This window comes from Sphingomonas alpina (genome assembly GCF_014490665.1).
Lineage (GTDB): Bacteria > Pseudomonadota > Alphaproteobacteria > Sphingomonadales > Sphingomonadaceae > Sphingomonas > Sphingomonas alpina.
Genome location: NZ_CP061038.1, coordinates 2,739,925 through 2,763,255, shown reverse-complemented (window position 1 = coordinate 2,763,255; position 23,331 = coordinate 2,739,925). Strand labels below are relative to the sequence as shown.

At 62.4% G+C, this 23,331-nt stretch carries 18 protein-coding genes and 1 pseudogene; 3 read left to right on the top strand and 16 right to left on the bottom strand.

From position 1 onward, the window contains the following. Nucleotides 1-64: 64 nt before the first annotated feature. From H3Z74_RS12735 to H3Z74_RS12705, 7 genes are all read right to left on the bottom strand, one after another. Nucleotides 65-1,549 (bottom strand): MBOAT family O-acyltransferase, encoded by a 1,485-nt coding sequence (locus tag H3Z74_RS12735; RefSeq protein ID WP_187760034.1) that lies wholly within the window; start codon nt 1,547-1,549, stop codon nt 65-67. Nucleotides 1,550-1,552: 3 nt separating this feature from the next. Next, the gene (locus H3Z74_RS12730; RefSeq protein WP_187760033.1) at nt 1,553-2,701 is read right to left on the bottom strand and encodes an SGNH/GDSL hydrolase family protein; all 1,149 of its coding nucleotides are present in this window, start codon (nt 2,699-2,701) and stop codon (nt 1,553-1,555) included. Nucleotides 2,702-2,719: 18 nt separating this feature from the next. After that, nucleotides 2,720-3,820: an acyltransferase family protein gene (locus H3Z74_RS12725; RefSeq protein ID WP_187760032.1), complete on the bottom strand. Its 1,101-nt coding sequence runs from the start codon at nt 3,818-3,820 to the stop codon at nt 2,720-2,722. A gap of 71 nt (nt 3,821-3,891) precedes the next feature. After that, nucleotides 3,892-4,725: a class I SAM-dependent methyltransferase gene (locus H3Z74_RS12720; RefSeq protein ID WP_187760031.1), complete on the bottom strand. Its 834-nt coding sequence runs from the start codon at nt 4,723-4,725 to the stop codon at nt 3,892-3,894. Nucleotides 4,726-4,807: 82 nt separating this feature from the next. After that, nucleotides 4,808-6,826, bottom strand: coding sequence for an acyltransferase family protein (locus H3Z74_RS12715; RefSeq protein WP_187760030.1), 2,019 nt, complete (start codon nt 6,824-6,826; stop codon nt 4,808-4,810). Nucleotides 6,827-6,836: 10 nt separating this feature from the next. Then, entirely contained in the window at nt 6,837-8,588 is a 1,752-nt protein-coding gene (locus H3Z74_RS12710) for a carbamoyltransferase family protein (RefSeq protein WP_187760029.1), read from the bottom strand. 119 nt (nt 8,589-8,707) lie between these two features. Further along, on the bottom strand, nt 8,708-9,877 hold the full coding sequence (locus H3Z74_RS12705) for an acyltransferase family protein (protein ID WP_187760028.1): 1,170 nt from the start codon (nt 9,875-9,877) through the stop codon (nt 8,708-8,710). A gap of 176 nt (nt 9,878-10,053) precedes the next feature. Here H3Z74_RS12705 and galE point away from each other — a divergent pair, with 176 nt between their 5' ends. From galE to H3Z74_RS12690, 3 genes are read left to right on the top strand one after another with little or no spacing between them, the layout of a single operon-like run. Continuing rightward, nucleotides 10,054-11,052: a UDP-glucose 4-epimerase GalE gene (galE, locus tag H3Z74_RS12700; RefSeq protein ID WP_187760027.1), complete on the top strand. Its 999-nt coding sequence runs from the start codon at nt 10,054-10,056 to the stop codon at nt 11,050-11,052. Continuing rightward, nucleotides 11,045-11,431, top strand: coding sequence for a glycosyltransferase (locus tag H3Z74_RS12695; protein WP_187760026.1), 387 nt, complete (start codon nt 11,045-11,047; stop codon nt 11,429-11,431). The genes galE and H3Z74_RS12695 overlap by 8 nt, the downstream gene beginning before the upstream one ends. Then, nucleotides 11,428-11,832, top strand: coding sequence for a glycosyltransferase family protein (locus tag H3Z74_RS12690; protein ID WP_187760025.1), 405 nt, complete (start codon nt 11,428-11,430; stop codon nt 11,830-11,832). The genes H3Z74_RS12695 and H3Z74_RS12690 overlap by 4 nt, the downstream gene beginning before the upstream one ends. Here H3Z74_RS12690 and H3Z74_RS12685 read toward each other — a convergent pair. The 9 genes and pseudogenes from H3Z74_RS12685 to H3Z74_RS24885 all read right to left on the bottom strand — a co-directional run bounded on the left by H3Z74_RS12685 (nt 11,808) and on the right by H3Z74_RS24885 (nt 22,733). Continuing rightward, nucleotides 11,808-12,965, bottom strand: coding sequence for a glycosyltransferase (locus H3Z74_RS12685; RefSeq protein ID WP_187760024.1), 1,158 nt, complete (start codon nt 12,963-12,965; stop codon nt 11,808-11,810). The two genes, H3Z74_RS12690 and H3Z74_RS12685, sit on opposite strands and share 25 nt — an antisense overlap. Beyond that, on the bottom strand, nt 12,962-14,161 hold the full coding sequence (locus H3Z74_RS12680; RefSeq protein ID WP_187760023.1) for a glycosyltransferase family 4 protein: 1,200 nt from the start codon (nt 14,159-14,161) through the stop codon (nt 12,962-12,964). Before H3Z74_RS12680 ends, H3Z74_RS12685 begins: the two co-directional genes overlap by 4 nt. Continuing rightward, entirely contained in the window at nt 14,101-15,321 is a 1,221-nt protein-coding gene (locus H3Z74_RS12675) for a glycosyltransferase family 4 protein (protein ID WP_187760022.1), read from the bottom strand. The genes H3Z74_RS12680 and H3Z74_RS12675 overlap by 61 nt, the downstream gene beginning before the upstream one ends. Next, entirely contained in the window at nt 15,321-16,754 is a 1,434-nt protein-coding gene (locus H3Z74_RS12670) for an O-antigen ligase family protein (protein ID WP_187760021.1), read from the bottom strand. The genes H3Z74_RS12675 and H3Z74_RS12670 overlap by 1 nt, the downstream gene beginning before the upstream one ends. A gap of 1 nt (nt 16,755) precedes the next feature. Continuing rightward, nucleotides 16,756-17,877: a hypothetical protein gene (locus H3Z74_RS12665; RefSeq protein WP_187760020.1), complete on the bottom strand. Its 1,122-nt coding sequence runs from the start codon at nt 17,875-17,877 to the stop codon at nt 16,756-16,758. Next, nucleotides 17,874-19,148 (bottom strand): polysaccharide biosynthesis protein, encoded by a 1,275-nt coding sequence (locus H3Z74_RS12660; RefSeq protein ID WP_229726550.1) that lies wholly within the window; start codon nt 19,146-19,148, stop codon nt 17,874-17,876. The genes H3Z74_RS12665 and H3Z74_RS12660 overlap by 4 nt, the downstream gene beginning before the upstream one ends. 10 nt (nt 19,149-19,158) lie before the next feature. After that, nucleotides 19,159-20,130, bottom strand: coding sequence for a GDP-mannose 4,6-dehydratase (locus H3Z74_RS12655; protein ID WP_187760018.1), 972 nt, complete (start codon nt 20,128-20,130; stop codon nt 19,159-19,161). Between the two features lie 114 nt (nt 20,131-20,244). Next, the gene (gene asnB / locus H3Z74_RS12650) at nt 20,245-22,077 is read right to left on the bottom strand and encodes an asparagine synthase (glutamine-hydrolyzing) (RefSeq protein ID WP_229726549.1); all 1,833 of its coding nucleotides are present in this window, start codon (nt 22,075-22,077) and stop codon (nt 20,245-20,247) included. Nucleotides 22,078-22,242: 165 nt separating this feature from the next. Then, nucleotides 22,243-22,733: pseudogene (locus H3Z74_RS24885) on the bottom strand (glycosyltransferase). Nucleotides 22,734-23,331 lie beyond the last annotated feature (598 nt).

Sequence of the window (23,331 nt, the reverse complement as noted above, 5' to 3'; positions counted from 1 at the left end):
TAGGCTGAGAGCCCGATTGGACAGCCAGAAAAAGTTTTTCCGGATAACAGCCAGCAATGGCAGGTCAGAACTGGAAGTAGATAAAGGCGCTCTTCACTTCGAGCATCACGAACACCACCGCGATCGCGAAGGTCAGATAGGCAGTCTTCGCGACGATCAGCGGCGCGCCGTTGGGTGCAAAACGCGGCACGATGCGGTCGCGGACAAACCAAACGACGAACATCGACACGGTCAGCGCCGCCGCCATCATATAGCTGTTCGGGGCGAGCCCGAAGGCGTGATATTGGCGGGGGTCGAGCATCTTGCTCCACAGGGTGAAGGTGTCGTGCAGGCTGACCGCACGGAACGGGATCCAGGCCGCCATCATCAGCGGCAGGGTGACCGCGACGCCGATCAGCGCACCGATCACGCCGCCGGGCATGCGGATGCGCGGCGAAATGACGCGCTGCGCCCAGACCATTGCGGCGTGGTAGACGCCCCACAGGACGAAGGTCCAATTGGCGCCGTGCCACAACCCCATGATCGCCCAGGTCGAGAAAAGCGCGCGGGTGCGCTTGCCCTCGGTCACCTTGGCGGCGCCGGGCACATTCTCCGAACTCTCGGCCAGCGTGTCCCATGCGCCATGTCCGGGCTCGCGGTAGCGGCCCATCAGCGGGATATAGACATAATCGCGGATCCAGGTGGACAGCGAGATATGCCAGCGCTTCCAGAATTCACGTGGCGACGTTGCGACATAGGGGAAGTTGAAATTCTCCGGCACATAGATGTTCATGATCATCGCCGAACCGATTGCGATCGATGAATAACCGGCGAAATCGAAATAGATCTGGAATCCGAACAGGAAGGCAAGCGTCCAGGCGTCGAACGCGCTCATCTGCGCAATGTTGCCGGCGAATCCCTGGTCGACGAACCCGGCGATCGTGTCGGCCAGCACGACCTTGAGGAAGAGGCCCGCGATGATGCGCTCGATGCCGCGGCGAACCTGCTGGCCGTCGAACGGGGCGGGGTCCTTCAATTGCGGGATCAGGATGTCCGGGCGCATGATCGGCCCGGCGACAAGGTGCGGATAGAAGGTCACGAAGGTCAGGTAGCGCAGCATGTTGCGCTCCGGCGGCAGGTCGCGGCGGTAGACGTCGATCGTGTAGCTCAGCGTCTGGAAGATATAGAAACTGATACCGAGCGGCAGGATGATGTTGATCGTGGTGAAGCTGGGATGGAAGCCCAGCACCTCGGCGAGCGAGAAGACGCTGTTGCGGAAGAAGATGAAATATTTGAAGAATCCGAGGATGCCGAGATTCACCACGAGACTGACCTGCATCAGCCGCTTGCGCTTGATCGGATCCTCCTGCCGGTCGATCAGCAGCGCGAGGTAATAATCCATCACCGCGCTGCCGAGCATCAGCGGTACGAATTCGATCCGCCAGAAACCGTAAAAGGTCGTGCTGCCGAGCAGCAGCAGCCATAGCCGGGCGTTACCCTTCAACTGCCAGTAGAGGATGCAGATGATCGGCAGGAACAGGCCGAGAAAGGTGACTGAATTGAACAGCATCGATCAGTATCCCATCCGGCGCGCGGTTTGGTCGATTCCAGCGGCGAGGCGTTTATGGCCGGCGGCGGTGAAGTGCATGAAATCGGCTTCCTTGAAGCCGAACAGTTCGTCGGTGACGGTCGCCCATTCGGGGCCGGGCACGATCGGGTCGATATCGACGAACCCCGCGCCGTGGCGCTTGGCCAGCGCCTGCAACTCGGTCTTGAACGCCCGGTACTGCGCCATCGGATAGGGGCCATCAATATCCTGGCGATAGGGCGGTACGTAGAGCAGCACGTCCGCTCCCTGTGCTCGCGCATCGGCAACCATGCCGTCGAGCAGTTCCATGCGGTCGCGATAGACATTGGCATCCACCGGGCGCTTGCTGGTCGAATGGATCCCGAGCATCTGGTTGCGCAGCGTATGGATCGCAAAGCCGAGCGTGCCGCGCAGCGAAGGCTTGGCCCGCCACAATGACCAATACCTTGCAAGGAAGCCGGTCGCTTCGCGTTCGACTCTGGTCTGCAGCGATTGATGCCCCTCGGCGACCTGGGGGGATGCCGCCTTCAGGCTTTCCTGCATCGATCCGGCGATCACCGGCCAATAGCGTTGCGCCTCAAGGCTGGCGACCACGCCCTTGCGTTCGGTGAAATCGCCCACCGTCTCGCGTACGCCGAGTTCGCGAATATCGTCATAGCATACCGGCAGGATGAGGAGCTTTGGGCGATAGACTGGTGCGATGGCGTTCCACACGATCGCCTCTTCGGTCAGGTTCGCGTTTGGCTGGCTATAGGTGACGAGATACTTGCCCCGCGCGGCGAGCGCGCGGCGTAACAGTTCGGGCGCATTGACGTCGCCCGGCCGATACCGGTTGATTCCGGAGAGCTGCGAATTGCCGAACCACAACACCGTCGGCGGCTTGCCGGCCCGGGTCCAGGTGGCGACGCATTTGTCGCTGTCGATCGCGTCGCTGCATTGGGTGATCTGGCCGCGCTGTGCGAACCCGGCCGTCTCGGCGCCAAAGCCGGCATCGGCCAGCTTGATGAGGATATGAGTCCGCGCATATTCGAGGAACGACAGCGCGAGTATGGCGCCGACCAGCAGTGGTAACCAGGCTTTCAGCCTGGCCTTGGGCAGTGGAGCCACAGGGGAGGGCGCGATCGGGTCGGTCATGAGGATCTTCCGATGGATTCAGGTCGCGGACGATGCAGATGCGGCGGTTTGCATCCGCCGCCAGGAATAGCGTTTCTTCACGCGCAGCATCGGCTGTTCGACGAAGCGCCATGACAATTCGGTGACGATCAGCGAGAGCGACACCTCGATCGCCACGACCAGCAGGTAATTGGTCAGATTGCCCGGTTGCCGATACGCTTCGGCTGCGTGGAAGATCGGATAATGGTAGAGATAAAGGCCATAGGAGCGGCGCCCGACATATCGTGCGATCGGGTTGGCAAAGGCGCGGCGCAGCGGATCGCCATCGGCCAGCCGCGGGATGGTGAAAATCAGGATGGCGGCGAGCAGCGCGAATAGGGTGAAGGACGGTGCGACCTCTTGCATGAAATCGCGAGATCCGACGAACAGGGTCATGACGATTGCAACGAAACAGGCCCAGGCAAGCGGGCGAAGCAGGCGTTGCGGCGCGCGCGCGCTCAATGCCGTTTCGCTGATTGCCAACAGGCAGCCAAGCATCAGCCCATCGGTTCGCGCCGGCGTGAAGGTGTAGAGCAGGACCGGCGGATAACCGGCCGCGAGCATGGCAAAACGGATCGCGATGGCCGAGGCGATGACCAATGTCGCGATGATCGCTGCCGGCCTCAACCCGCGCTTCGACGCCAGGATGAAGACGATCGGCCAGACGACGTAGAATTGCTCCTCGATCGCCAGCGACCAGGTATGACCAAGGCTGCCCAGCATTTCGGCAGGAAGGAAATTGGCGAAGAATGCCATCACTGCCACTGCGACGGGCAGGCGATCGGATGGCGCGCCGGTCCAGAGCAGCATCGCGAGGATCAGGCAGGCGAGCAGCGGCGGGATGATGCGGAACACACGGCGCAGATAGAATTCGCGCAGGTCGATCCGGCCGGTCGCCTGATGTTCGAGCATCATCAGTCGCGTGATGAGATAGCCCGAGATGACGAAGAAGATATCGACGCCGAGAAAGCCACCTTGCAGCCGACCATAGCTCGCATGGAAAAGCAGGACAAAACCGACCGACAAAGCGCGCAGACCGTCGAGTTCGGGGAGATAATCCCGTTTGCCGCCGCCCTGTGTCACCTCATGCCCCCTCGCCACGCCGCGCCATGGCGCCGCGATCTCAACCCCGGAAAACTGCCTTGTCAGAAGTTGCACGGCCGGTCGAGGCTCTATGAAGGGCGACGCAGGACGGTGACGGAAGCTGCCGAGAGTTTTCGCGTGAAGGCGTCCGGCAACAGGGCGGTAACGCGCTCCACTGCATCGATTGCCGCGCCGGGAAGAATGCGATGCAGCCCTGCGGTCTTGGCATGGCCGGCGGAGAGCGGGTTGGTGAACATTTCGTGTCGGACCAGTTCCAGCCCGGCGCGCTTGCTCAGCGAGACGATCTCATCCTGGTGGAGCAGGAAGATGTGTCCGTCGGAATCGGGTTTGAACTGCTGATCCTCATAGATCGAGGCATCGGGGCAGTCGGAGAAGCGCGGCAACCGGTTGAGAAAGTAGCCGCCATTCGGGGTCGAGATGACCAGATGCCCTCCAGGCTTTACCACTGTGGCGAGTTGGGCGAGAAACTGGTCGGGATGTGCGACGTGTTCGACCACTTCGAGCGCGAGCGCTACGTCGAAGGCGCTGGCGAACCTGTCGCCAAGGTCGAAGATATTGCCGGGGACGAACTCGACCTGGGCGGCAAGCGGGGATTTGAGTTTTACATAGTCGACCAGATCGGCGCGGAGGTCATTCCAGGTCACCCGATACCCCATTGCGGTGGCGGCGAGTGTGTAGTTGCCCTGCGCAGCGGCGAGATCGAGCAGCTTCGCGCCCGGGCTGGCGATGCTGCTCAGCGCGTCGAGCACGCGTTTGCGGCGCTGATCGTACATCCTGGTATAGCCCGGGTTGGATTTGCCGCCCCAGATCTCGACATCGTCATGGTGATGCGAGACGCGCCAGCTTTCTGGCCAATCGGGCTGGGCTTCGAACCGGCTGGTCTTGAATGCATATGATGGCATCAATAGCCCCCTTGTCGAGCAACGGTGCGATCCGGCCCTCGCGTGGCGAAAATCGGCGGTGAATTCAAGCGTATGATCATGCTCATCGTCCGAGGATCGCTGCGTCGAGCGCCGGACGAAGCTGCGTCGCCAGCCCAGCGCTGCCCCGCGCCGACAAATGATTCTCGTCCGCGAAAAGAACGATGCCGTCCCGTATCGGGCTGCAGGTCCTGCCGGCGCAAAGTATCGAACGCGGGTTCACGACGCGGATGTCCGGGAGGCTTGCCGCCAGCGCGTCGAGACGGCGATCGCCTTCGTCATGCTCGCGATCGGCGACGGCGCGGGACACGCTGCAATCCTGGTTGGATCGGCGCGCCAGACAGCGCGGTACATTATGCGGGAAAAGAGGCGTATCCTTGATCAGCACCAGCCGCACTCTCGCCGCTCGCGCCGCGGTGGCGATGCGGTGGAGCCCGGAGTCGAACCCGGCACGGACCTCGCCGCTTGCGGCACGCATCGTGAGCGGAACATCGCCATCCGGCCAGCGCGACGCGACCACGAATGCGATGATGTGCCCCTTCCGGGCCAGTTGCGCTGCTTCGTCCAATACGGCGTCGAGAAATCGTGCGCAGTCCGCAAAGGCCGCGGAGCTTGGTGCAACGCCGACATACCCCGCCGAGCCATCGAGCGGACGGCAACCGGCGCGCGACCGCTGCAGCACGGCAACATGGGAGGCTTTGCCCCAGCGATCGAGCATCGGGAGGTAGTGGGCGGCGTGGGAATCGCCGATCAGGATGACCACCCGCGTCGCAGTGCGATCACCCACCATGCAGGATTGGGGCGGAGCGAGCTCCTTGAAGACAGCGAAATAGTTGGTGCAGGCGACCGCCATTCCGGGCACCGTGCCATTGTCTCCCACCACAGCGATGGCTTGAAGGCGCGGCGAGGCGGCGAGGCGGGTATTGGCCAGGGCCAGTGTCGCGCCCGCGCTGGCCGCGCCGATCAGCAGCAAGGCGATCCCGGCGACCAGGCTCTTACCGGTGGTGCGGAAGATCGGTGGATGCTGATGACGGACCGGCGTCTCGATCAGGTGGTAACTCGCCGAACTGAGCAGGAACGACGCGATCACAGCCGCGATCAGCGCGCCGTTGCCCGGTTCGCCAAGCGCGTCGCCGCGCACCAGGGCGAGCAAAGGCCAGTGCCACAGATACCAGCCATAAGAGAGCTTGCCGATATAGACAGCGGGACGCCGAGCAAGCAGGCGGGCAATTGGATTGGCCGGCGCGATCGCGCCCGCCGCGAGCAGTGCCGCCGCGCCGAGCGTCGGCAGCAGCGCGATCCAGCCAGGGAAGGGTGTGCCGTGGTCGAACGCCCATAACGATATGCCGATCAGCGCGAGACCGATCAGCGAAAGTGCGGTCGCGCCGTGATGCCAGCGCGGATTGTCGCCACGCAGCGCCAGCGACAGCATCGCGCCGATCGCGAATTCCCAGCCGCGAAACGGCGTAAGATAGAAGGCCAAGGATGGTCGTATCATGGTGCCGACGATGCTGATTGCCAGCGATCCAACGAACATCAGGATGAACAGGCCCCAAAGTGTACGGCGCGGAGCCAGGCCGAGCTTTCTCGCGATCCAGCCCGTCGCCGGAATCAGCAATGGCCAGACGATGTAGAATTGCTCCTCGACTGCCAGCGTCCAGGTATGCAGCAAAGGGTAGGTCTCCGCCGCGGCGGCGAAATATCCCGATGGCTGGAGCGCGAAGAAGATGTTCGAGGTGAAGAACAGCGCGGCGAGCGCCGATTTCGCGAGCGATTGAAGCTCGCCGGTTGCCGGCACCAGCCACAGGCCAAGCGCAAGCGTGGTCATCACCACCGCGAGCAGCGCAGGAAGCAGGCGGCGAACGCGGCGGGCGTAGAATTCGGCGAGATCGATCCGGCCGGTCCGCTCATGCTCGCGGATCAGGATGCCGGTGATCAGAAACCCTGAAATGACGAAGAAGATGTCGACGCCGACGAACCCGCCCGGCACCAGCGCCGGAAAGGCATGATAGGCGACGACCGAACCGACTGCGATCGTCCGTAGCCCGTCGATATCGGGGCGATAGGCGATCGTTGCGCTCATCGAGCGGCGATCAATTCGCGGCCTTGCGCTCGATCAGTGTGTCACCGAGCACCAGCACGTCCATCTTGGTGCGCAGGAAACAATCCAGCGCTTCCTCCGGACGGCATACCACCGGCTCATTCTCGTTGAACGAGGTGTTGAGCAGCATCGGTACGCCGCTGATTGCCTCGAACGCCTCGATCAGATGGAAATAACGCGGGTTGGTGCTTTCATTGACCGTCTGCAGCCGGCCGGATCCATCGACATGCGTGACGGCCGGGATCAGGTCGCGCTTCTCTTCGCGGATTTGGAACACCTGCATCATGAAGGGAACGCTGTCCTCCTCCTCGAACCAGCCGGCGACACCGCGATCCAGCACCGATGGTGCGAACGGGCGGAAGCTTTCACGCCGCTTGATCTTGAGGTTGAGGATTTCCTTCATGTCGGCGCGGCGCGGATCGCCGAGGATCGAACGGTTGCCGAGCGCGCGCGGACCCCATTCCATGCGGCCCTGGTACCAGCCGATCACCTTGCCCTCCGAAATCGCGGTGGCGGTGCGGCGGCATAATTCGGCCTCATCGACGATCGTCTCGATCGTGCAGCCCGCCGCCTCTATCTCCGCCTCGCGTGCGACCATCAGTCCTTCGACTTCGGCGGCGGGGGCGTGCGGACCCCAATAGGCGTGATCCATCACAAAGCCGCGCGGCTTGCCCTGCTTGTGCCAGTACGCGAACGCCGCGCCGATCGCACCGCCGGCATCGCCTGCCGCCGACTGGACATAGACATGAGTATAGGGCGTACGCCGACGCACCTTGCCGTTGGCGACCGAATTGTTGCCGCAGCCGCCGGCGATGGTCAGATGCGGGACCTTGTGTTTCGCATGCAGCATGTCGAGCAGGTTGAAGAATGCTTCCTCGTACATCGCCTGGATCGACTTGGCCAAGTCGCGGTGCCCCTGGGTCAGTTCGCCCTTGGGGTCACGGCGCGGGCCGAGCAGCGCTTCGAGTTCAGGCGAGAACAAATCGCCGATTTCGGGAATGCCGTCGGTCCACTGATATTGCGTGCCTTCCTTGTGATGCTTGAAATATTTCAGGTTGAGCTCGAAGCTGCCATCGCCCTTGAGCTTCACGATTTCGCGCATCGCGTCGATCTGGGTCGGCTGGCCATAGGGCGCGAGGCCCATCACCTTATATTCGTCGCCATAATGCGGGAAGCCGAGATACTGGGTCAGCGCCTGGTAGAAGATGCCGAGCGAATGCGGGAAGAACACGCGGCCCTGGATATCGATCTCGCTGCCATGGCCGATCGCCCAGGCCGCGCTGCTGAAATCGCCGAACCCGTCGACCGACACGACGCTTGCGTCCTGGAACGGCGAGACGTGAAAGGCCGATGACAGATGTGCGAGATGATGCTCGATCGGCGCGTGCACGCCCTTGAAGGTTTCGCCGGGGAAACTCTCCTCGAGATACTCGGCGATCCCTTTGCGCGCTTTGCGGTTCTTCAGCCGATCCATGACGAAACCGAGATCGGGCCGCTTGGTCGCGACATAGGCGATCTTGCGCAACAGATTGGCGCGGCTGTCCTGATTGACCGCGATGACATCGACATCGCCGAGCGTCAGCCCTGCCTCGGCAAGGCAGTAGCGGATCGATTCAGACGGGAAGCCCGCCCAATGCTTGATGCGGCGGAAGCGTTCTTCCTCGGCGGCGGCGATCATTACGCCGTTGCGCACCAGACATGCGGAAGAATCGCCGTGAAAGGCGTTGAGGCCCAGGATGATCAAGCAAAAGTCTCCGTGACTCGGCCGACGCTGGTACGCGGCATGACGATGTGGTGCGACCCCTCGCTCGAGTGCGCTTATACCGAAAATGTTGCAGTACGGAAGAGATCACAAATACCCAATTATCTCTTCGGGATATGCAGGGTTTTCAGGAACAGGGTGCGAACGCGGCCGGTGTTGCGCTCGAACAGCCACCACATCGCTGCGGCGTATACGAGGGCAGCGACGATCAGAGCAGTGGCGGCGGCAAAGCCTGCAGGACCGACCGCGAACTGTGCCGGTGCGAGCAGTGCGAACCATAACAAGGCGATCAGTGGGAAATGTACGACGTATAGCGTGAAGGAGATTTCGGAGAGCCAGAAGGAGAAGCGGCCATAAATCCCACCGGGATTGGCCAGTCGCGCAAGGCAGGGCAGTGCGGCAGCGCAAGCGATGCCGAGTAGGATATCGGTGGGAAGGCCCGACCGGGCGAGCGATGCTGCGAGCCCGACAAGGAACGCCAGTAGGATCGCGGCGGCGAGGAGGCGGAAGCGTCCCTCTGACATTGCGCGAACACCGTCGCCAAGCGACCAGGCGAGCGCGCCCATTACCCAGATGCTGCCGAGCGCGAGGATGGCGAATGGCAGAAAGGCCAGAATGGCGAGGGAGAGGATCGCTGCAGCCGCGCGGGCGCCGGGCGAGACACTGCGCCCCGCCAGCGCCAGCCAGGCAAACGGCACGAGGAAGTAATACCAGAACTCGTTGGCTAGGCTCCACAATGGCCCATTTGTGCCGAAGACTGGAACCGCGATCGTCTGAAGAAAGGCGATATTGCCGAGGAAGGCCGCCAGCGTCGGGGTGGGGTCGCTACCCGGATAGGGGCCGCTTGAGAGGATACCCCAATATTGCGCGCCATAGCCGCTGAGGCGAAGCAGATCGCGGCCAATCCAGTCGAGCAATGCCGTGGCGATCAATGCGGGGATCAAGGCAGTCCACAGTCGTGCGAATCTATGCACCGCATAATCAGGCAAGTTCCATTTGCCCTGGCGGATCTCGCGCATCGCCCGCCCGCCGACGAGAAAGCCGCTCAGCGCGAAGAACAGTATCACTGCCTGATGACCGAGGCCGCCGATCACGTAGAACGGCGCCAAGGCGAGTTTCGAGCCGGTCAGGTCGGAATAGTCGACGAACACGAAACCACGGACATGACCGACAAGTACCAGCAACGCAGCAAGGCCGCGGACCATGTCGAGATGCTCGAAGCGGCGTCCGCGCGGGCTGCGATGACTGGTCGCGTCGCTTTGGTGCCGCACGGCCTCATCTTCTGCGCCCCGATCTTCTGCGCGCTGAACCGACGTCACACATATCCCCCGGCGAAGATTTGCCAGTCCCGAGCAAAACCGTGCCGCACAAACCGCACGTTATGGCGCGACCAAGGCTTGATCGAGCATCGCGATGCCTATAGCCGCGCACTCGAAGGGGCAACCTTATGAATCGCGTAATGGTTACCGGCGGCGCGGGATATATCGGCTCGCACGCCTGCAAGGCGCTCCGGGCGGCCGGGTGGGAGCCCGTCGTCTACGACAATCTCGTCTATGGTCATCGCGAGGCGGTGAAATGGGGTCCGTTCGAGCAGGGTGACATTCTCGACGAGGCGCGACTTGCCGAGGTGTTCGCGGCATATCGACCGGTCGCAGTGATGCATTTCGCAGCTTTCGCCTATGTCGGTGAATCGGTCACCGATCCGGAAAAATATTATCGCAACAATGTCGAAGGCACGGCGGCGCTGCTGCGCGCGATGCGCAAGGCAGAGATCGGCCGGCTGATCTTTTCCAGCAGCTGCGCGACCTATGGCATGGCTGAGACGATCCCGATTTTGGAGGCTCAACTGCAGGCGCCGATCAATCCCTATGGCCGCACCAAGCTGATCGGCGAGCAGATCGCGCGCGACTACACGCATGCCTATGGCTTCGATTGCATCGCGCTGCGTTACTTCAACGCGGCCGGCGCGGATTTGGATGGAGAGATCGGCGAGGATCACGACCCCGAAACGCATCTGATCCCGCTGGTGCTGCAGGCCGCGGCGGGGATTCGTCCGACTATCACGGTGTTCGGCGACGATTACGATACGCCCGATGGAACCTGCATCCGCGATTATCTCCATGTTGCCGATCTCGCCTCGGCCCATGTCGCCGCGCTGGAGCGACTGGATGCCGGATCGAAGGGTTTCGCCGCGCTCAATCTCGGCACGGGGCAGGGGACGAGCGTGCGCGAAATCATCGAAGCGGCACAGCGGGTGACGGGAAGATCGATCCCGGTGACAATGGCGCCGCGCCGCGAGGGCGATCCGGCGGCGCTCGTTGCCGATCCGAGTGCGGCGAACGACATGCTCGGCTGGACGGCACGGCATTCGGATCTGGATACGATCATCTCGACCGCCTGGAATTGGCTCGACCTCAGCACGCAAGGGGCCCTGCGCCGTGCTTGATCAGATCACGCCGATGGTCATCACCTATAACGAGCAGCCCAATATCGCGCGGGTGCTCGACCAGCTGACCTGGGCAAAGCGTATCCTGATCATCGATAGCGGCAGCACCGACGAGACGCTGGCGATCATCGCGCGATATCCCCAAGCGGAGGTGGTGACGCGCAAGTTCGATACCTTCGCAGCGCAGTGCAATTTCGGCATGGGTCTGATCGAGACGCCGTTCGTGTTGTCGATGGACGCGGATTATGTCCTGACTCAGGCCTTGATCGACGAGATCGCGCAGCTGCGTCCGGCCATGGCAATATCGGGCTATCGCACGGCATTTCGTTATTGCATCTATGGCCACCGGCTGGGGGGACGCTGTATCCCGCGCGCGTGACTTTATATCGGCCGGAGCGTGGCGAATATGCCGATTTCGGCCATGGCCATAAGCTCGCGATCGAGGGGGCGGTCGAGGATCTGCGCGGAACGATCGACCATGACGACCGCAAATCGCTGCGCCGCTGGCTCGTGTCGCAGGACAAATATATCGTGCGCGAAGCGGATCATCTGCTGAGCATGGATCCGGCGAAGCGGACCAGGATCGAGACATTGCGTGCCATGGCCTGGCCGGCGCCATTTGCCGCCCTGTTCTACACGTTGATCGTCAAGCAATGCCTGTTCGACGGCTGGCCCGGCTGGTTCTATGCGCTGCAGCGCACCTATGCCGAGTTGCTTTTATGCCTGGAAATCGTCGATCGGAAGCTGGCAGCGCGTCAGCGGGATACCAGGCCTTCATAAGCTGTAACCATGCGCGCGGCGATCGCGCGCCAGCCGAAATGGGCGAGAGCGGCTTTGCGTCCCCGCACGCCCATTGCCTGCGTCTCGGCCGGCTCATCAATGAGCTCGCGGATCGCGATGCCGAGCGCTTCGGCGGTGGGTTCGGCAATCAACCCGCATTTCGCCTCCTTCACGACCTCGGCAACGCCGGCGCCGCTCGAGACGATCACTGGCTTTTCGCGGATCATCGCTTCAAGCACGGTGTTGCCGAAATTCTCGTTGAGCGAGGGGAGTATGAACAGGCCGCACTTGGCGAATAGCCATTCCTTGTCCGAACCGATGACGTTGCGGTCGATCAACATGACGCGATCGGCAACATCGGCATTGGCGATCGCCTCTTGTAGCTGGACGGCGTGATTTTCGTCATCGGTTCCGGCAATGATCAGGCGCGTTTCGGGGGCTAAGGCGAGCGCATCGATTAGCGCGACGAGGTTTTTCTTCCAGTTGAGGCGACCTAGATACAGCGCGTAACCGGGCTGTGCGGTTGCTGCGATGATATCCGGTGAGACGGTGTCGGGAATCGTCGGCGCATCGACCCCGTTAGGGATAATCACCTTGCACGGCGTTTTGAGGCCGAGCGCGTCGAAGTCGAGCGCTTCGCGATCGGCGGTGAAGTGGATCGCCGCCGCTTCCCGGATCGACCTGCGCTCGAACAGGGTGAGCCAGCCATTTTTGATGACGCTCGATTTTGCCCGGATCAGGTCAGCGACGAGCATGCCGCGCGGCGACAGGATGAACGGCGTTCCGGTCTTCTTCGCGGCGCGAGCTGCCGCCAGGGTGGGCCAGAGAAACACCGAATGAAGATGTACGATGTCGAAATCCGCGATCTGAGCCCGTAGTGCTGCACTCATTGTCGGCGCGCGGTAGAGACGACGCGGAGATCCGATCTGAAAATAGGTGACTGCGACGCCGTCCATATCCACCGGCATTCCCACAGGAACATCCGAGATACCGGGGCCATCGACATTGGTCGTGAAGACACTCACCCGGTGGCCCAAGGCGGCCTGGCCGGCGGCGAGGCCGTGGACCGAATAGATCGGTCCACCATATCGAACGGCCGGGAAATAGCTCGGTGTGACGTGAAGGATTTTCATGACGGCGCCGACCAGCCGAGCATATTGGTAACGATTCGGGCAACGCGCGTGCGATAATGTGCCCATTCCGCACCCTGAGCCGAGGCGAGCGCGGCGGGCCGCATCGCGCGGATGCCGGCGGGATCCGCGGCATATTTCGCAAGAGCCTGGGTCAAGGCATCTGCATCGTTGAACGGAATGATGGCGCCATTTTCTCCGGGCACGATGAAGTCGCTTGCGCCGACATGGTCGGAAGCGAGCACTGGCAGGCCGCACGCCAGTGCTTCCGGCACGACCAGGCCGAAAGAGTCGAAGCGGGAGGGCATGACCAGCAGGTCCGCCCAGCGGTAGAGCGTGGCGAGCTCGTCATGCGGTACCTTGCCAAGCAAGGTCGCGCGGGCGCCGAGACGTGCCACGAGATCGGGCATGCCGTCGGTACGCGCGGCGGCAACGCGGCAATCATAGGGGATGCCTTGCTCGACGAGAGTCTCGAGTGCGGTGGCGAGGAGGTCGGCGCCCTTTACCCCGGTAAAGCGGCCGACAAATGCCAGGCGCAACGGCCCTTCGTGCGGCATCTGGTCCAAACCGGGGCCGAACGAGCCCGGCTCGAAGCCCAGTGGCACGGCATGAACGCGGTCCTCCGGTACGCCGGCCGCAATATAGCTGTTCGCGGCGAGCGTCGAACAGCACAGGATATGATCGGCCAGCGCGATCTCAGCGTCCTTGCGAGCATTGACCCGGTTGCGGAATGCCGTCCCGATATCGTTCAGCCCGCCCTCGGCCTGCATGCTGTGATGGACGCTGGCGGCGTCGAGGATCGTGGGCAGGCCCAGCCGTTTTGCCGCCTTCAGCGTGTCGAGCGCCCCGTTTTCATAAGCGATTACCGCGCGGGGCGCTATTTTCGGCAACGCACGGGCGACGTTGCGATCGAACTGCGCGTACATATGGTGCGCAAGGCGATAGGCGAGAGGCAGCGGCAACAGCTTGTTGCCGGCACGAAAGATCAGGCCGGTCAGCGGGTGAAGCTGGTGATGCCCGGTCAATGTTTCCACCAGGGCAGGGCGAATCGGCGATGCGTGATGCAAGGTGGCATTCCACCCCGATTCGACCATTGCCGTGGTGAGCTGGTCGGCATGCTGCCGTCCGGCAATGGCGATCAGGATGTCGCAGGCGCGATCCCCGCCTTGGCCAGGGCGTCGCGGATTCCGTCCAGGCATTCGCGGTAACTCCAGTGATCGATAATCCGGTGGCTGGCCGCGCCCATTGCCATGCGTTTGGCCGGATCGGCAAGGACGCTGCGAATGGCGGCGGCAAGCGCGTCAATATCGCCGGACGGATAGGTTGCGCCGTTGACGCCGTCCCGCACCAGGTCGCGGACGCAACCGACTTCCTGCGACACGATGACGGGAAGCCCTGCGCACATCACCTCATTGACGATCAGCCCCCATGGTTCATTCTCCGACGGCAGGACGAACAACTCGCTGGCGGCGTAGACGCGCGGCAAGTCGCTCTGGTTGAAGAAGCCCGGGAAATGGATATTGGGATCGGCCGCCGCGACGGCGGCGTTGTGTAGATCGGCTTCGAGTTCGCCTGATCCGACCATCACGAGATGCGCGTCGAGGCCCGCGCGCCGGAGTCGAAGAAAGGCCTGGAGCAGATCGCCCGGGCGCTTGCGGGCCTGGAATTTCGAGGCGAACAGGATAATCGGCGCATGGTCGTCCACGCCGAGTCGCCGGCGCCAGTCCTTGCGTTCCTGTGGCGTGATCCGGGCGGCGGCGATGAAGCGATCATTGTCCACGGTGTAGGGAACGAGCGAAATTCGCTCCTCCGGCACGCCCATCGCGCGGTAGAAATCATGGTTGGCGGCACCGATCGCGAGCAGCCCGGTGCACTGGCGATAGAGCGCGCCGATGACCGCATGTCGTGCTGCCGCCTTTGCCGGGCTGATCCCGAGGCCGAGATGGGTTTCGCCGCGCATGAAGACGGGCACGCCCTTCAGCCGGGCTGCCGCCAGCGCGATCATCTTGGCCGCATAGCCATGGCCATGGATCCACAGCGCATCGTAGCGCTTTGGCGAGATTTCCGCGAAAAGCGCCGGAGAGACGGTCGAGAAGAAACCATAGGGTTCGATCGTGCCGACATTCCTGCCGATGAACCGCGACTCGTATCCGGCCAGCAGATCGACATCCCAGGTCACCGCCTTGCCGAAATCGCGATCATGCGCGCCGCGCAGCGAGAAATCGGACAGGTAAAGCGCGGTGATCTCCAGATCATCGGCACGGTTGAGGGCGGCGTAGAGCGGCGCGAAATACTGGATCGGATGAGTGTTGACCACAGCGATCCGGATCGGCCGGCCAGCCTGGCCGGTCGAGGGCATCATACCAGAGCCACTTCTCCGAGCGGATAGCCGCGCTCCAGATAATAATTCTGCTGCGATCGGCTTCGCCGCTCTGCCATCTCGATGCGGAACGCCGCGATCGAGACGCCGACGATCGTCCAGTACATCAATCCGCCGGTCGGGTTGTTGACCGTGAATAGTACGAGGTGGACCACGACGAAGATCAGGCTCGCCATATGCGTCGCGATCATCAGCGGCGATTTCGATTTTCGCAGATGGCCTAGCACCAGGATGATGACGAAGACCTTGGGAAGGAACACCAGAGTGAACCCGACAAAACCCAGTTCCTGCATAACGCGCGCGGTTTCCAGCTCATAGGCGTTGCCGTTGAGCCACCAGAGATAATCGCCGCCGATCAACGACATTGCAGCGTTGGAATTGCTGCCGATGCCAGTGCCGATGAGCGGAGAGGTCTCGAACGCATCGGCCGCCTCGGTAATCGGGGTGGCAAGCCGCGCGACCGCGCTGTCGGCGTTGTTGGCGCGGTATTCGAGCGCGGAAAAGGCAGTGCCGAAAATCGCCACGGTAGCGATGCCGACAACGGCCAGGCCGACCGCGAAGCGGAGTGCCACCTGGAACGGCAACAGGCCTTTCCAACCACCGATCAGCAAGAGGAGTGGACCCGCAAAGGCGAAGACGACCATCGGTGTTCGCGCACCCGTGGTCGCCGCGCCGCCGATGGACAGCGCCAATGCGGCCGTAACGATCAGCAGCGTCCGCCGCTTGGGGACCGATGCCAGCAACAGCGATGCCGCGAGCGGTGCCGCGAGCAGCAGGAAGGTCATGAATCCGCCGATATAGGAGAACGTGCTCGAGGTTCGCGCCCGCCCGTATTTGAAGTCACCTTCGCCCTGTTCGCCGAACACCGACACGACGGCCTCGACCCCTTCTTCATGGCTCACATATTGATTGACCCAGGACGTGGGCGGTTGGGAAAATTGATACAGGCCAAGCAATGCAATCGGAATCGCCAGATAGCAGGTCTGGATCATGATCTTGCGCAGCTGCAGCCGATCCTTGATGATATCGGGGATGATGAATGCCAGAGGCAGATAGATCAGGTAATTCTTCAATCCGAACAGGCTCAGCAGCGATGATGGCGAGTTGGGATTGATTAGCTGAATTACGCAATAGACGGCCTCGAGCAATAGCAGAAACAACAATGTCCCGCTCTTCGGGCCGAGGTCTTCGCTGCTGCGGGCCGAGATGAAATACCCGAGATAGGCGAAAACGAGGATGAAATCCTTGACCAGCAGGAGCTGCGACTGAAAGCCCGGCAAGACCCATTTACGCACTGCGCCTTCAAACATCGCCCAGACGAGCACCGCGATGATCGCTGTACCCCAGAAGCGTATCGCGGCGAAGCAGAGCACGATGATGATGGGTAGAAGCGGAATGAAATTCAGAAGCATCTCAAATGCGCCCCGTGGTCGCTGACGATTGCCGCAGCAGGCGGCCGATTACGTCCGCACTGCTTTTCAGCGAGTGCGGCTGATACCAGTTTTTCGCGCCGTGCTGCAACGCCTCAAGCGCGGCATCATCCACGACGGGCGTAGCGTCGTCCGCAGCGAGCTTGAGATAAGTCTTGCCCGGCCGAAGCCCGTCATTCTGTCCGGCGGCATCGCTGAGGCAGATCGGGACCGCACCATGAGCGCAATAGGCGGCGAAGATCGTCGATTTCGCCAGGCGGTCGGCGTCATAATCAAGCAGTCCGAACCGCGCGCTGCCGAGCTCCTCGCGAAGCACGGTGGTCGATGCCTTTCCGACGCTGCGGACGCGTGCCGCGCCGATCATTGGCGGCGGTGCTTCGGTGCGATGGCCGATGTCGATGATCTCGTCGATCTTGTTGGCAATGACGAACGCTTCGATCTGAGTGATCCGTTCGCGATAGACGGCGTCATAGATGCCGGCCCGGCCGAATATCGCAAGCGAGGCGCGTCGCTCTACCGCCGGAATCGGGTTCTCGATATCGCCAATGGTCGAGAAGACCGGCAACGCGATGGTCGATCCGGGCCGTTCGCCGCGCCAGCCCTCAAGCAGCGCGGCATAAGGGCCGGTGGTCGCAATGCCGGCCGTGCTGAGCCGCTGGATGCGTCGCGCCACCCAAGCCTGGATCGGGCCGAGCCAGAATGCGCTGCCCCAGATCGGGCCGGTCGCGAACAATTCGTGAAATATCGTGACGAAGGGGGCGGCCGCATGGCTGCGACGCCAGCGTTCGAGACCGGTTGCAAGCCATAACGGGGTGCCCTTGTCCTGATATCCGTAGCCGGACAGATGCAGCAGGATCGGCACGGGGGCGCCGCCGGTAATCCCGTCCAGGGTCGCGCGCAGTGCCGCGGATGTCCGCTCGGCAAGCTCGTGCGTTTCCCATTCGTCGCGCAACCGTTCGTGTGGCGGCAGTGGTGAACCCGAGACGAACACCGTCCGAATGGCATGATCGCGCAGCAACTGCTCGGCAAGGAGGCGTGCATAGTCGCCGACGCCCTCGGGCGAGATGGAACGGCGCGGAACGATCTGGATCAGCCTCGTGGTCATGGTCGTGCGGTCACCAGGCCGGGGCGGAATGCGCCGATGAGGCTGATCGCCAGCCCCTGCAACAACAGCGAGCCGCTCAGCATCATGCTGAGCAACAGCACCGACAACGGGGTGGAGAAGTCCCAGAAGGGCACGGTCGCAACCAGCAAGGCGATCTGAATCAGCGCGACGAGCGGGTCGAGCCGGACCCAGCCCTTGGCGCGATTGAGCAGGACGGTCGGGGTCGAAACGAGCGTGATTGCCGCGGTGGTGAGCGCGGCAAGCAACTCATGATCGAGCTGCGCATATTGCGGCCCGAGCAGCCAGAGCAGCGGCCCCGGCAGCAAGGCACCGACCGCGATCACGCCAAGTCCGACAATCGCCATGGCAGCCTTGGCGATCCAGCCAGCCAGGATGAAGCGGCGGATATCGGTGATCCCGGCAAGGCGTGGGACGATGACGACGATCGAGAAAGTCGACAGCACGCCGACGATCGCCGTGATACGGTTGACGGCGAAGACCGAGGCCACGACGTGCGGACCACCGAAACGCGCCGCCAACCACAGGATCACGCTGTCCTGCAACGCGAACGCCAGCACGGCGGGCGCGGCCGGCCCGACATAGCGCATGATCGCCTTGAACAGGCCGGGGACGGGAACGCGGTTGCGCTCGATCTTGCCGCGCAACATCCAACTGCTCGCCCCCAGCGTCACCGCAGAGCACATGAGACCGCCGAGCAAGGCCATCCAATAGGATCGCGAGATGCCCAGCACCATGATCGCCGCGGCCAGGACACGCATCGACTGGCCGGCAATGTCGCAGACATAGGAGCGGCGAAACCAGCCGAGCAGACGAATCATCTGCAGGTTGATGCCCGCGCTCATTTGCAGGAGCGCGCTGACCAGGAGGAGTGTCAGGGCGATCAGCAGCGCGTCGAGGCCATAATGCGAACGTTGGCCAACCGCAGGGAAGATCGCCGCGGCGATCAGGCCGACGCATAGAAACAGGATCAGGCGCAGGCGGCGAATGCCCACGAGATAGTCGCCGAACGCTGTGCCGCCCAGCCGCGCCCGTCGCCAGAAATAGGTGATCGAGCTGTTGAGACCGAGGTCGCTGGAAATCGTGACGAAAGTCAGCGTCGTCGCGGCAAGGCCGTAAAGCGCATAGTCCGAGATCGGCATGTACCGGACATATACCAGGCCGGAGATCATGCCGATTGCCTGTGCGAAGCCGCTCGACAGGCCGAACTCGAACAACAGGCGGAACCAGGCAATGAGGCGCTGACGCAACATGATGGAAATGTCAGGCCGCCGGTGCGATGTGCTCAGCCGCAATCAGGCGGCGGAGCAACTCGTCGAAATCGACTGTCGAGCGCCATCCGAGCAGCCGTTCCGCCTTGCCCGGGTCGCCATGGCTGGTCGCGATATCGGTTGCACGCATCAGATTCTGGTCGACCTCGACATGATCGCGCCAGTCGAGATTCTGGAGTTCGAAACAGCGCTGCACGAAATATTCGAGGCTATGGCTCTTGCCCGTCGCGACGACGAAGTCGGTGGCATGGTCGAGCTGCAGCATGCGCCACATCGCGTCGACATAATCCTCCGCCCAGCCCCAGTCGCGCACCACGTTCAACGCGCCGAGCTTCAGTCGCTCGCCTGATCCCGCCGCGATGCGTGCCGCCGCGCGGACGACCTTGCGGGTGACGAAGCGTTCGGGGCGCAGCGGCGATTCATGGTTGAATAGGATGCCCGAGCTGGCGAACAGGCCATAAGCCTCGCGGTAATTGGCAACTTCCCAAAAGGCGGTTGCCTTGGCGACACCATAGGGACTGCGTGGGTGGAACGGGCTTTCTTCGGTTGCGGGCCTGGTTTCGGTCGTTTCGCCGAAACATTCGCTGGACGCTGCGTTATAAAGCCGTGTGTTGCCGCCCATGAAGCGCAGCACTTCGAGGAGGTTGAGCGTGCCGAAAGCGATGCTCTCCAGCGTCTCGACCGGCTGAGCGAAGGAGAGGCCGACCGAACTTTGTCCGGCGAGGTTGTAGACTTCGTCCGGCCTGGTTTCCGACAGGACCTGGAGCACGCTGCGAAAATCCGTCAGCGTCATCGACAGGGTGGTGACCCGATCGAGAATGCCCAGCTGTGCGAGGTTCGAGAAGCGCGACACTTCCGCATCGCGTGAGGTGCCGAACACCCGATAGCCCTTGTCGAGCAGCAGCTTGGCCAGCAACGCACCGTCCTGGCCCGAAATCCCGCAGATGAGCGCGTGCTTGGTCAAGGCCTACCTCGTTGTGACGCCCCATTTTATTGCGGATGCGAAGAGCATGATTTGGCGGGCGAGGAAAGGCGTAAATGCAGCATGCGAGCCTGGCGCGGGCCGAAATCCCCTGGTTCAGGTGGTGGTGCGGTAATGATCGAGCAGATAGCGCGACCATTCGCGCGACAACAGGCCGTTATTGCCCGATGCGACAGCGCTGCGCTCCGCAAGGCCGTCTATACCCGACATCCAGCTGGCATAGGGAATACGGAAACCGGTCTTGCTGCGATGACGGTGCCAGCCGGGCAGGGCGATAACCGGCGCATCGGCAAGGAGTTGTTTGCCTTCGCCGGCCTTCAGGTGACCGATCAGCGGAGCCAGTTCGCGGAAGAGCGCGATATCGACCAGCGGGGTACGGATTTCCACACTGTGCCGCATGCCGGCCCAGTCGGCGTCGCGCAGCAGCTGATTGCGCATGTAGAAACCGAGTTCGAGCAATGTGACCGATGCCTGGTCTGAATCCGGCATCGGATCGAGGACGTCGTTCATCCGTCCGACGATACCCAATCGGGAAAGTCCGGCTTTCACGAACGCCGGATCGAGAATGGCGGAGAAATCATCGGGAAGTCGCAGCGCGCGACGCACCAGATATGCGCCCCCCAGCGTGCCGGTATAGCGCAACAGACCGGCCGCCTTGGGGTTGTTGGCGGCAAAGCCCGGCATCAGCGTCTTCACAAGCGTGCCGATCACGGGGCCGATTCCGGGCGTGCGTGCGATCAGACCATAGCGCGAATGCCAGGCCGGCACGTCGTTGAAGCTGGGATAGCCACCAAGCATTTCGTCGCCGCCGACACCCGACAAGGCGACTTTCAGACCCTGCTCCTGCGCGGCCTTTGCGACAAACCAGGTATTGATTCCGTCGATCGACGGCTGGTCCATGGTTGCCAATATTTCGTCGATATCGGCGAGGAATTCGTCACGGCCGATGCGCCGCACATTATGCTGTGCCCCGTAAAAGGCCGCGATGCGGCCGGCGATCGGAACTTCATCGTCATCCGTGCCTTCGAATTCATCGAAACCCAGCGTGATGGTGTGGATCGGGCGCGTCGCACCTTCCATAGCAACGCCGAGAATCGCCGCCGAGTCTATTCCGCCCGACAAGAACAAGCCGACCGGGACATCGGCGAGCAAATGCGCCTTGATGCTGTCGCGTACCGCATTGTGCGCACGACGAAGCGCGACGCCGTGGTCGATACGTTCGCGTTCCGCGGATACCAGGATTGCCGCGGCATCGACATAGCGACGCTGCATGACGCCACTTGCGTCGACGGTCATGCAATGGCCGGCCGGGAGCGAAGTGATATCGGCGTACCAGGTGAAGGGTTCCGGCACGCTGCCCAGCAACAGGAAACCAATCACGCCTGCCGGATCCCTTGCATCGCTGATCCCGCTGCCTGCACGAAGTGCGCGGACCTGCGATGCGAAACGAAAAACCCCATTCTTGTGGGAAAAGAACAAGGGTTTGATGCCGAATGCATCGCGCGCGAGAAACAGCGAGCGCGTGACATTGTCCCAAATGGCAAAGGCGAACATGCCGCGCAGCGTGTCGAGCATCGCCGGGCCATGTTGTTCGAACAGGTCGAGCAGGATTTCGGTATCGGAGGTGGTGACCAGGGTGCGACCGGCGGCAAGCGCTGCGGCGCGCAATTCGGGATAGTTATAGATCTCGCCATTATAGACGATGACGTAGCGACCATCGCGGCTTTCCATCGGCTGCAAGGCGCGATCGGATAGGTCAAGAATCGACAATCGCCGATGGCCCAGCACGCAGCCGCCATCGTCGTTCGCCCATAGACCAGCGCCGTCCGGTCCGCGACGAGCCATGGAGTCGCGTACCTTCACTACCTCTTCCCGCGCCGATACAGGCACGTTGGACGCATAGGCAAAAATGCCATTCAACCCACACATTAAGCGGTTGATCCCCCCAGACCAACAGAGTAATCTCTATATTAAACTATTGAAATTCCTTCAGAAATATCCTTTTCTCTTCGAGTGGTCACGGGCGGATCCCAACATCAAGTCCGTTTCGGTCCTGGTGATTCAGATCAACCGCCGATGGCATTTTATCGGCCATTAGCCAAACAACATTTCACCCAATCGGCGTCCGAAGTTCGGAAAGGCGAAATAGCCAAGGCCTTCCGGTATTTCCTTCGGGCCATTCAGCGCCTGGAAGATCGCGCTTTCCAGCTCGTCCAGATTCGCCGGATCGATCGCGATGCCGATCGCACCGTCACGGATCGCCTCGAATCCGCCATCGGAGCGACTTGCGATTGCGGGAACTCCACACGCCATGGCTTCGAGAAACACGAAGCCAAAGCCCTCCCCCGGCTCGGCATGGTGTAGACATCGGCCAGGCGGAAATAATCGGCTTTGCGCTCCTCCGGGACCATTCCGGTAAAGACGACATGGTCGGCGACGCCGTGTTCGGCTGCCTTGGTCTTGAGCCGCGCCATATCGTCGCCCTTGCCCGCCGCGACATAGATGAACGAGGGGTCCTTTGCCCGCAGGCGCGGCAGGATTTCGATCATCTCGTCAAAGCCCTTGGCGCGCTCCTCTCCGGCCATGCGTCCGAACGTCATCAGCACCTTGCGGTTCGCCAGCCCATATTGGGCGACCAGGTCGGCCGCCTTGGGGGCGATGCCATAGTCTTCGAGATGGATGGCGTTGGGCAGAATCTCGGTCCCCAGGCGCGGCGGGGTGGCCCAGGCCAGATAGCGTTCCAGCGTCACGCGGCTGATCGAGATCACCGTATCGATTCGCGAGACGCAGCGATCGGCCAGCGCGCGACCGGTCGGCTGCCAGACTTCGATCCCGAAGATCAGCATGACGAGCTTCGCGCGGCGGGCCGTTGCGATCAAGGCGCAGAGCGGCAGCAAGTTGATATGGCCGCAGATGACGATATCGGGCTTGGGCCCGGCCAGGCCGCGCGTCAGCGCGACGCGCGTAAAGCGCGCAATGCCGCCCAGGCCGTCGAGATTGAACACGAGCTTGGACGGCAGGTCGCCGACCGGCGGAACGGCGATCCGCGGCAAGGCCTCCGCACTCGCGACTTCGGGGAGGGCGCAGAGCGCATCCAGGAAGTCGCGATTATACTGCGAGATGCCGCCAAAGCCGCCATAGGCATCGGACAGGAGCATCAGGATATGCGCGCCTTTCGGCGCC

What these genes read in the sequence shown, in the direction of transcription:
- H3Z74_RS12735 (WP_187760034.1), bottom strand. Translation starts at nt 1,549, where the DNA reads ATGCTGTTCAATTCAGTCACCTTTCTCGGCCTGTTCCTGCCGATCATC.
- H3Z74_RS12730 (WP_187760033.1), bottom strand. Translation starts at nt 2,701, where the DNA reads ATGACCGACCCGATCGCGCCCTCCCCTGTGGCTCCACTGCCCAAGGCC.
- H3Z74_RS12720 (WP_187760031.1), bottom strand. Translation starts at nt 4,725, where the DNA reads ATGCCATCATATGCATTCAAGACCAGCCGGTTCGAAGCCCAGCCCGAT.
- H3Z74_RS12715 (WP_187760030.1), bottom strand. Translation starts at nt 6,826, where the DNA reads ATGAGCGCAACGATCGCCTATCGCCCCGATATCGACGGGCTACGGACG.
- galE (WP_187760027.1), top strand. Translation starts at nt 10,054, where the DNA reads ATGAATCGCGTAATGGTTACCGGCGGCGCGGGATATATCGGCTCGCAC.
- H3Z74_RS12685 (WP_187760024.1), bottom strand. Translation starts at nt 12,965, where the DNA reads ATGAAAATCCTTCACGTCACACCGAGCTATTTCCCGGCCGTTCGATAT.
- H3Z74_RS12680 (WP_187760023.1), bottom strand. Translation starts at nt 14,161, where the DNA reads ATGCCTGGACGGAATCCGCGACGCCCTGGCCAAGGCGGGGATCGCGCC.
- H3Z74_RS12675 (WP_187760022.1), bottom strand. Translation starts at nt 15,321, where the DNA reads ATGCCCTCGACCGGCCAGGCTGGCCGGCCGATCCGGATCGCTGTGGTC.
- H3Z74_RS12670 (WP_187760021.1), bottom strand. Translation starts at nt 16,754, where the DNA reads ATGCTTCTGAATTTCATTCCGCTTCTACCCATCATCATCGTGCTCTGC.
- H3Z74_RS12665 (WP_187760020.1), bottom strand. Translation starts at nt 17,877, where the DNA reads ATGACCACGAGGCTGATCCAGATCGTTCCGCGCCGTTCCATCTCGCCC.
- H3Z74_RS12660 (WP_229726550.1), bottom strand. Translation starts at nt 19,148, where the DNA reads ATGTTGCGTCAGCGCCTCATTGCCTGGTTCCGCCTGTTGTTCGAGTTC.
- asnB (WP_229726549.1), bottom strand. Translation starts at nt 22,077, where the DNA reads ATGTGTGGGTTGAATGGCATTTTTGCCTATGCGTCCAACGTGCCTGTA.